9 protein-coding genes and 1 pseudogene are annotated in these 9,918 nt (G+C 39.8%); 2 read left to right on the top strand and 8 right to left on the bottom strand.

The features are described 5' to 3' along the window. Positions 1-124: 124 nt before the first annotated feature. Positions 125-1,165, top strand: coding sequence for a potassium channel family protein (locus CVD27_RS12925; protein WP_308301797.1), 1,041 nt, complete (start codon positions 125-127; stop codon positions 1,163-1,165). Here CVD27_RS12925 and CVD27_RS12920 read toward each other — a convergent pair whose 3' ends face one another. The 6 genes from CVD27_RS12920 to yugI form a co-directional block, all read right to left on the bottom strand. Beyond that, positions 1,166-1,570: a YugN-like family protein gene (locus tag CVD27_RS12920; protein ID WP_101648322.1), complete on the bottom strand. Its 405-nt coding sequence runs from the start codon at positions 1,568-1,570 to the stop codon at positions 1,166-1,168. It abuts the gene before it with no gap. Positions 1,571-1,659: 89 nt separating this feature from the next. Next, positions 1,660-3,006 carry a glucose-6-phosphate isomerase gene (locus tag CVD27_RS12915; RefSeq protein WP_101648321.1) on the bottom strand — a complete coding sequence of 449 codons (1,347 nt, stop codon included), beginning with the start codon at positions 3,004-3,006 and terminating at the stop codon, positions 1,660-1,662. Between the two features lie 113 nt (positions 3,007-3,119). Continuing rightward, entirely contained in the window at positions 3,120-4,283 is a 1,164-nt protein-coding gene (locus tag CVD27_RS12910) for an iron-containing alcohol dehydrogenase (RefSeq protein ID WP_101648320.1), read from the bottom strand. A gap of 360 nt (positions 4,284-4,643) precedes the next feature. Next, on the bottom strand, positions 4,644-5,915 hold the full coding sequence (locus tag CVD27_RS12905; RefSeq protein ID WP_101648319.1) for a Glu/Leu/Phe/Val family dehydrogenase: 1,272 nt from the start codon (positions 5,913-5,915) through the stop codon (positions 4,644-4,646). A gap of 27 nt (positions 5,916-5,942) precedes the next feature. Further along, a complete protein-coding gene (locus tag CVD27_RS12900; RefSeq protein WP_101648318.1) occupies positions 5,943-7,142 on the bottom strand; it encodes an ornithine--oxo-acid transaminase in 1,200 nt (399 codons plus the stop codon). A gap of 184 nt (positions 7,143-7,326) precedes the next feature. Then, positions 7,327-7,710, bottom strand: a complete 384-nt coding sequence (gene yugI / locus CVD27_RS12895) for a S1 domain-containing post-transcriptional regulator GSP13 (protein WP_101648317.1) — start codon at positions 7,708-7,710, stop codon at positions 7,327-7,329. A gap of 210 nt (positions 7,711-7,920) precedes the next feature. On the opposite strand from yugI, the pseudogene CVD27_RS12890 reads away from it, so the two are divergent. After that, positions 7,921-8,112, top strand: a pseudogene (locus tag CVD27_RS12890) (helix-turn-helix transcriptional regulator); the annotation flags it as partial. A 212-nt stretch (positions 8,113-8,324) separates the two neighbouring features. On the opposite strand, the gene CVD27_RS12885 reads toward CVD27_RS12890, so the two are convergent. Beyond that, complete coding sequence (locus CVD27_RS12885) at positions 8,325-8,588, bottom strand: DUF1871 family protein (RefSeq protein ID WP_101648315.1); 264 nt, start codon at positions 8,586-8,588, stop codon at positions 8,325-8,327. Between the two features lie 38 nt (positions 8,589-8,626). Further along, positions 8,627-9,841, bottom strand: coding sequence for an alanyl-tRNA editing protein (locus tag CVD27_RS12880; RefSeq protein WP_257984354.1), 1,215 nt, complete (start codon positions 9,839-9,841; stop codon positions 8,627-8,629). Positions 9,842-9,918 lie beyond the last annotated feature (77 nt).

Raw genomic sequence — 9,918 nt, 5'->3', positions numbered from 1 at the left:
ACCGTTATTGGATTTTTATTCCATCTTAGGTCGGCTATTCAGGCTATTGACGACCAGCATTGGATTATTATTCAACCTAGGGGTACTCTATCAAGGCTATTTCTGAAATAATAGGAGAATGATTATGGGACTTACTAATTTTGACAATAATACTAATTATAGAAACGAGGTGTCGGCCATGCCAAACAGAGTTTATATCAGCTTTTTACGCTTGCCGCTTCTAGTCCGCATCCTAATGATCGCTTTATTGGTTTTTCTATCATTTGGGATTTCCATACACTTTTTAGAGCCAGATACCTTCCCAACCATCTTTGATGGGATTTGGTGGGCTATTATTACAGCATCGACTGTTGGTTATGGAGATTATGTCCCCCATTCCTTTTTGGGCAGATTAACAGCATTGATTTTAATATTATTTGGCGTTGCTTTTGTATCCTCTTATTTTGGAACATTAGCTGCTGCAGCTGTGACCAAACAAGATGCTCTTCATGAAGGGAAAATTCCCTTTAAAGGTTCTGGTCATATCATTATTATCGGCTGGAATGAGAGATCCAAAGAACTGATCCATCATCTAACCAATATAAATAATCAGCAAATGATTGTCCTTATTGATGAATCACTTGAGGCAAATCCCGTAAAATCAAGATTTGTCCATTTTATTCAAGGAAAAGGCCATGTCGATAATACCATTATGAAAAGTGATATTGAAAATGCGGAAAAGGTGTTAATTACGGCTGACCGAGGTAACGATGAACTCCAAGCAGACATGAACAGCATCTTAACCCTACTCACGATTAAAGGACTTTGTGCTCAGGTAAAATGTATTGTTGAAATTTTAACCGCGGAGCAAGTAGTAAATGCAAGAAGAGCAGGAGCCGATGAAGTCATCCAATCCAATAAATTAACGAGTGTTTTTATGATTAATAGCCTTCACTCAAAAGGGGACGGATTATTATTAAATGTCATCCACCAACTTCAGGAAAACAGATTCTCCTCTTATCCAATTCATCAGGCTAATGTCGGAAGGAATTTCAGGGAGGTTGGCCTTGACCTTATGAATGAGGGGTTACTATTAATAGGATTGAGAAGAGGGGATGAAACGATTCTTAACCCCCCTCACTCTTTTGAAATGGAGGAAAATGATCAATTATTAACTTTTAAATAATTAGTCTAAGATGACGCTCTCTAATTCAGCTACTAATTTCTTACCTTTATCAACAAACTGAGTTGGGATATCTGCATCCTTATCGATAGGAGCTTGAAATTGGTTTAAGGTAGCCGAAAAATTGCCGGTATCACCGTGTTCATCAATGCCGTATTCATATTGATGTGACAATAGGAACGGTCTGCCGATTTCCACCATACATCCTCTTGTATCTAACTCACCATCAATGGCGGTGAATGGCACCCTTAAAAATTGGTAGCTTTCTTCATCATTGAGTTTATAATCAAATGCACCATGATCATAATCCCAATTACCGCCAATCGTATAACCGATTGGTTTTAATTTTTGTTCTAGCTTATATAAATCAAACTGTTTGCCTTCTACCTTAGATGGAATCTCATGCATGTATAAATTCCCCCTTTTTTATAGCGTTAGTTTTCCCAAATAAAAGAGTGCTGATGCAATTAAAGCATCAGCACTCTCTATAAAAATTATTATAAACGTTTTTCAAGTTCAGCTTTCTTTTCTTCAAAGCCTGGTTTACCTAATAAAGCAAACATATTCACTTTATAAGCTTCAACACCCGGCTGGTCAAATGGATTCACACCAAGAAGGTATCCGCTCATGGCACATGCTTTTTCAAAGAAATAAACAAGGTAGCCAAATGAATATTCATCCATTTCTGGAATCGTAACAATTAGGTTTGGAACGCCACCGTCTGTATGAGCAAGCATAGTACCTTCAAAAGCTTTGTTATTAACAAAGTCAATGGTTTTACCTTCTAGATAGTTAAGACCATCTAAGTCATTTTCAAAGGCTTCAATGGTTAGCTCATGGCGAGGCTTGTCCACTTTAACAATGGTTTCGAATATATCACGACGGCCTTCTTGAACATATTGTCCTAATGAGTGAAGGTCTGTTGAGTAGTTAGCGGAAGATGGGTAAATCCCTTTTTGGTCTTTCCCTTCACTTTCACCAAACAATTGCTTCCACCATTCATTAAAGTACTGTAAGCCTGGCTCATAGTTAATCAGCATTTCAATGGTTTTTCCTTTATTGTAAAGGACATTTCTTACTGCCGCATATTGGTAGGCAGCATTTTCTTCGATTTCAGAGTGGCTGAAATCATTTTGTGCTTGACGAGCACCTGCCATCATCTTATCAATATCTGCACCCGATACAGCGATTGGCAGGAGACCTACAGCTGTTAAAACAGAATAACGTCCGCCGACATCATCCGGAATGACAAAGGATTCATAGCCTTCTTCTGTCGCTAATGTTTTAAGAGCGCCTCTTGCTTTGTCTGTAGTTGCGTAAATGCGTTTACGAGCTTCCTCTACGCCGTATTTTTCTTCAAGAAGCTTGCGGAAAATACGGAAAGCAATGGCTGGCTCAGTAGTTGTCCCAGATTTAGAGATGACGTTAATAGAGAAATCCTTACCTTCAAGCAGGTCCATTACATCTCTCATATAAGTGGAACTAATGCTGTTTCCAACAAAAATAATTTGTGGATTGCTGCGTTTCTCTTTTGGAAGAGCATTGTAAAAGCTGTGAGAAAGCATGTCAATCGCTGCTCTTGCCCCAAGATAAGATCCGCCAATCCCGATAACAAGGAGAACATCAGAATCTGATTTAATTTTCTCAGCTGATTTCTGGATGCGTGAAAATTCTTCCTTGTCATAGTTGGTTGGCAGTTCAATCCAGCCTAAAAAGTCATTTCCAGCACCAGTTCCCTCGTGAAGAGAATGATGAGCAACTTTTACGGCATCGCGTAAATATGTAAGTTCATGTTCTCCAAAAAAGGAGAGGGCTTTCGAGTAATCAAAACGAACGTGTGTCATGTTGTGATCCTCCAATATTTTATTTTTCAGTTATCACTTTACCTAAGGTTGAGGAATTTATCAAGACAACTCCCCCCTATGAAAGCGTAAGCAATTTCGACAATTTCCTACTTTTATAATGAAGCCCGGTAAATGGCTAGTACGTCGTCACGGTTTAGCTTTTTAAAGTTACCAAATTCCCCATTGACCATCGCACGGTCTGCCATAAGCTCGATCTTACTGTCATCAATATCATAATCTGCCAAACGCGCAGGAGCCTCAATACTGTTCCAAAATTCACGCAGCTTACGAATTCCTTCTAAACCTGTTTCCTCCGCGGTCTTTCCTTCTGGATCTACTCCGAACACTCTGACAGCCATCTGCTTAAAGCGCTCTGGTTTTACACTTAAGTTATGTTCCATCCAGTGTGGGAATAGAATCGCTAATCCGCCGCCATGTGGAATATCATAGACCGCAGATACAGCGTGTTCTAGGTTGTGCGTTGCCCAATCCCCGCGATAACCCATGTTTACCATACCATTTAACGCCATGGTACCAGCATAAAGAATCGTTGCCCGGTGTTCGTAGTTTTCAAGATCTGCCAGTAACTTAGGGGCGGTCTCCATTACAGTAATCAACAATGATTCGCACATGCGGTCTTGAAAGTCTGTATTTTCTTCAAGATGGAAATAATGTTCAAATACATGTGACATCATATCTACCATGCCATAAATCGTTTGGTTTCTAGGAACGGTAAAGGTATTGACCGGATCTAGAATTGAAAATTTAGGGAATGTCACAGCACTGCCCCATCCGTATTTCTCGTTCGTTTCCCAATTGGTAATGACAGAGCCGGAATTCATCTCAGAGCCTGTTGCTGCCAGCGTTAAAACCGTACCAAACGGCAAAGCTTCACGTGCAAAAGTTTTCTTTATAACAATGTCCCATGGATCTCCATCATATTTAGCACCTGCTGCAATCAGCTTGGTGCAGTCAATGACACTTCCTCCACCTACAGCTAAAAGGAAATCAATTCCTTCTTGTTTACAGATTTCAACGCCTTTTCTGGCTGTTGAGATACGTGGATTTGGTTCTACACCAGAAAGTTCAAATACCTGGGCACCAATTTCATCAAGGATGGCTGTCACTTTATCATAGAGGCCGCTTTTCTTAATACTGCCCCCGCCATAGACAAGTAACACCTTTTTCCCATATTGCGGGATTTCTGTTTTTAATTGATCAAGCTGGCCTTTACCAAATATTAATTTTGTTGGATTTAAAAATGTAAAATTCTCCAAAGATAACACCTTCCTTTTCATTTACTATTATTATTGAATATGTTTCATTTTGCAAAATAGGTGCTTTGAGGCATTCGGGGGTTGAGAATATTTCTTATCTGCTGCAGCACCGGATTCCTTCTGGCTTCAGGGGGTTAGAGCGCTTCTTATCTGTCGTAGCTTCCGATTCCTTTCAGCTTCAGGGGTTGAGAGTCCTTCTTATCTGTCGTAGCTTCCGATTCCTTTCGGCTTCAGGGGTTTAGGACGCTCCTTAACTTTCCTAGTTCCCGATTCTTCAAAAAAACACAATTCTCAAAGTTATATTCTCTACTTACTTACAAAAAAAATTCCCTGTATCATTTTCATGACACAAGGATTTTTTTAAACCCAGCCTCGATAAAGGCATGCCTCTGCTAGCTTTTTTACACCCACCATGTATGCTGCTAAACGCATATTAATGTTGCGGCTTTGTGCAAGCTCGTAAATCCGGTTGAAGGATTGGATCATCTTTTCTCTTAATTTCTCTTCTATTTCCTCTTCATCCCAGTAAAGTCCCTGGTTGTTTTGAACCCATTCTAAATAGGATACAGTCACACTTCCGGCTCCTGCCAATACATCCGGGACAAGCAAAATATCCCGCTCTGTCAAAATATTGGTCGCCTCAAGTGTCGTTGGACCGCTCGCCGCTTCCACCACAATTTTCGCCTTAATGTTATATGCATTCTCTGCCGTTATTTGATTAGCAATGGCTGCCGGCACCAAAATATCGCATTCCTTTGTCAGCAGCTCTTCGTTTGGCATCACACCATCAAAAAGAGTGGTAATTGTTCCAAAACTATCTCTTCGATCTAACAGATAATTAATAGGTAACCCATCAGGTTCATAAAGTGCACCATATACATCAGATATACCAATAATGATTGCACCTGATTCATGTAAAAACTTCGCCACAAATCCTCCTGCATTACCAAACCCCTGGACAATAACCCTGGCGCCTTTTAGCGATATTCCGCGCTTCTTGGCAGCTTCTTCAATACAAATCGTCATCCCTTTTGCGCCAGCCGTTTCCCAGCCCTCGGACCCTCCTAGTGCCAAGGGTTTTCCTGTAATAAATCCGGGAGAATCGTTTTGCCGCAGACGGCTGTATTCATCAAGCATCCAGCCCATAATTTGCGAGTTTGTATACAGCTCAGGAGAAGGAATATCTTTCGTTGGTCCGACTATTTGGCTGACAGCGCGGACATATCCCCTGCTTAATCGCTCCAACTCTCCAAAGGACATCGTCCGAGGGTTACAAATAATGCCGCCCTTGCCTCCGCCAAATGGCAAATCACAAATTCCACATTTGATACTCATCCACATCGATAATGCCTTTACTTCATCCTCCGTTACTTTTGGATGAAATCGGATTCCGCCCATCGTAGGTCCGACAGCATCACTATGCTGAGCACGAAACCCTTTAAAGAGCTTGGTTGATCCATCATCCATCCGCACAGGGATCCGAACAATGAGTGTTTTTAACGGCTCCTCTAAAAGATGAAACATATCTTGCTGATATCCGAGTTTTGTTAAGGCATCATGTATTACAATTTTTGTTGATGTAAGCAGGTTTAAATCTTCTTTAACCTCTATGTCCTCATCAATCGTCACCATTTTGGCACCCCTAAGTTTTTTTCATGCTTACCCTAATACTTTGTTAATCCGCTCAAGAGCCCAGTCTAATTCCTCTTTCGTTATAACAAGCGGTGGTGCAAAACGAATGACAGTCTCATGTGTTTCTTTACAAAGCAGGCCATATTCTTTGAGTTGTTCACAAAACTTTCTTGCTGATTCTGTTAATTCTACACCAATAAACAACCCTCTGCCGCGGACTTCTTTTATTTTTGGATTCTTAATTTCTTTTAATTTGTTGATAAAATATTCTCCAAGCGCAAGAGATTTTTCAGCAAGCTTTTCGTCTACAAGTACATCAAGTGCTGCAATCGACACCGCACATGCCATGGGATTTCCTCCAAAAGTGGAACCGTGTGAACCAGGATTGAATACCCCTAATATCTCTTTGTCAGCTACCACACATGAAATGGGAAAGACACCTCCGCCAAGGGCTTTTCCAAGGATATACATATCCGGTTCTATTCCTTCCCATTCACAGGCAAACATTTTACCCGTACGTGCCAATCCTGCTTGAATTTCATCGGCAATAAAGAGGACGTTATTTTCCTTACAAACCTCAAACGCAGCCTTCATAAAGCCCTCAGGCGGGATGATAATCCCTGCTTCTCCTTGGATCGGTTCCATTAAAAAAGCGGCTGTATTTGGCGTAATGGCGGCTTTAAGGGCCTCTAAATCACCATAGGGAATTAATTTGATTCCTGAAAGCATTGGACCAAAACCGCGCTTATATTCTGCATCAGATGACAATGAAACAGCTGTCATCGTTCTTCCATGAAAGTTTCCAACACACGCGATGATTTCAGCTTGATCCTCCGCTAGTCCTTTCACATCATAACCCCAGCGTCTTGCCGCCTTAACAGCCGTCTCCACTGCCTCTGCACCAGTATTCATCGGCAAAACCATGTCTTTATTGGTTAGCTGGCAAACCTTTTCATACCAAGGGCCGAGCTGATCGTTATGAAAGGCACGTGAGGTTAATGTAACCTTGTCTGCTTGGTCTTTTAACGCTTGAACTATTTTGGGATGACGGTGACCTTGATTAAGGGCTGAATAAGCACTTAGCATATCCATGTACTTATTGCCTTCGGGGTCTTCTACCCAAACGCCTTCTGCGTTTGAAATAACAATTGGCAGTGGATGATAATTATGGGCACCATACTTTTCTGTCTGATTGATTAATTCACTTGAAGTATGTTTTTCTTCCAAGTTATTTCCCCCGTTTCATTTTTTTATATTTTATGTATAGTTACTTCTATTGTAGCCGAGCATGAAAAAAGAATGAATATTTTTTCTTGGTATTTTATTAAACTGTTCAAAAAAAATAAGCCTGATCCAAACTATAGGAATAGTTTGGGTCAGGCTTATTTTCAACCTACTTTTTAAGTAAATCTTAGCGTGAGGATTGTTCAATCCACTCTTGCAGCTTATCTTTTAAAGTATTAAACCCTTGTTGTCCCTCAGTTTCAGGGATAATGGCAGCAGCTTGGCGCTTACGGGGCTTCTTTGGTCTTGGAGCCGTTTGAGCTGGTGCTTCTTCCGTAGCTCGAATGGAAAGACCAATTTTTCCAGCTTCTTCATCCACCGACAAGACCTTAACCTTAATTTCATCGCCAACTTTAAGATGCTCATTAATATCCTTAACATAGCCGTGCGTGATTTCAGATATATGAACAAGACCTTGTGTATTTTCGTCTAACGCAACAAACGCCCCGTACGGTTGGATTCCTGTAACTTTTCCTGTTAAAATACTGCCAGTTTCAATTTTTTCTGTCATGTAAACACTCCTAAATAAATATTTATTTTTTCCCATATATACGCATTAAAAAATTATATCATAAAAAAAGTCTTTTATCAAAAAGCTTACCAAATTGTACTTGCTTTTATAGAAATCTCCACATAAATTTCAAAAAGGAATAAATAGAGGGGCAATTCTCCATGATATATTAATAGTGAGAAGTTATTTACCAAAGATGGGGTGAATGGTATGAACTCAATGGGGCAAACCATCAAAATGTACAGGGAAATGCTGAATATGACCCAAGAGGAACTGGCTCAGAAGGTTAGAGTTGGGGCCCAAACAATAGCTAAATATGAATCTGGGGAACAAATTCCAAGTAATCAAACAATCTTAAAATTGTCTACTGTTCTTGATATACCAGCGCAGGAATTATTTCAGTCAAATAAATAATGTTCACAAAACTCATCTTCTATGAAATCCTAAATAGATAAAATCGCACTCTTTCACGGTGAAATTTACCGTTTTTTTATTTCAACCATTTTTTACTGTTTAAAAATGGAAAAACGGGGAACACTTAAAGTATAAGCTTTCTAGTATTCCCCCCTTTTTGAGAGGACAATCCGTCAGATTGTCCTTTTTTTTTGTGTTTCTTATAATGAGCAGGATTGATTGGCTTTTATGACTAGTAAATCCTTCGCAATATTTAGGCAATCCTCCATCGGGATCACCTTTTCAAATGAAAATTCATAAATAGCTTGAATACGTTCAGCAAGCCTTAAAGGGTCATTCAGTTCATAAACAGCTTGAACCGTATCGGCAATTTCTGTGTCATAATCTCCATTCTCTAAGTGAAAAGGATCCCATTGATTTAACAGATCCACAAACTCTAAGTTGGTTTGTACTTCTTTCCGCATAATATTCTCCTATCTTTTTTGTCATTTTTATTGGGCGGCTAATTTCTCAAGCTTACTATTTTATCAAGAAGTTGCTCTGCTGTCAGGCAGGCCTCTCCACCACCTTGAGCAAAGGATTCATTTCCACCGCCCTTACCATTAATCAATGGTAAAATCTCACTTATTAGTTTTTTCATATTTTCATTTCGTGCTTTCCCTCTTGCACCTACCAATTGTAATCGAATTCCATCTGATGAAACAAAAAATACAAGGCTGTTTTCATTCTCTGAAACGATCATTCGTGCCAGCTTTTGCAATTCTTGTATGGTTCTGTTTTCGAAAACTTTAGCAACGACAGACTGACTGTTCCCGGCCAATTCCTTTGCTTCATATTCAAACAGAGTTTCCCTTGACTGTTCTAGTGCTTTACTCAATTGTTTTTCGTTTTCTAATAATCGAATAACAGCCTTCTGCATATCCTTTTCAGGTGCATTTAAAAGCTTGGTTAATTGATGTAACACATGTTGTTTCTCCCCTAGCTTTTTGATTACACGCAAGCCGCATGCAAACTGAATTCGAATATTTTTACGCTGTTTTTCCCAATCTAAAATTTTAATGGCACTTACCTCGCCAGTCGCTTTAGGGTGTGTGCCGCCACAGCCGTTATAATCAAAGTCAGGGATAATAACCAATCGGATATCTTCTTTTACCTTTGTTTCTTTTCTTAGGTTATATTGGGACAATTCTTCTTCTGTTACCCATTTTGTTTCAATACGCCTATTTTCGAGAATGATTTGATTGGCTAACTCTTCGGCTTTACTGGCTTCCTCGTTTGTTAATTCTTCGGTTTCTAAATCAATGGTTAGGTTTTCGCTCCCCATATGGAATCCGACCGTTTTATACCCAAATAAATGGTCAAAAGCAGCCGATAAAATATGCTGTCCGGCATGCTGCTGCATATGATCGAACCGTCTTTCCCAATCAATCATGCAGTTTATATTAGCATCCGTTTGGGGAATAGTCTCAGTTAAATAATGACGAATCTCCCCGTCCACTTCTTCTACATCAATAACTTGGCGATCTGCAATCAGGCCTGTATCATACGGCTGGCCGCCGCCAGTTGGATAAAAAGCCGTTTGATCAAGAACAACAAAAGTATTTCCTGATTCATCCTGTCCCTGCTTTAAAACACGTGCAGAAAAAGTTTGTATGTATGGATCTTGATAATAAAGTTTAGATTTCATTTCATAGAACTCCTCAACATGTTTTTGAATGGATGTATTAATTGTCTAAGAAGTGAAGTTTGAAATCAAGTAGGAAAAGCGAAAGTGCCTTGATCAGCCCCGACAAG

Origin of the sequence: Neobacillus cucumis (assembly GCF_002860255.1) — a bacterium.
In the GTDB taxonomy this organism is placed as follows: Bacteria; Bacillota; Bacilli; order Bacillales; family Cytobacillaceae; genus Neobacillus; species Neobacillus cucumis_A.
This window is presented reverse-complemented; position numbering and strand designations above follow the sequence as displayed.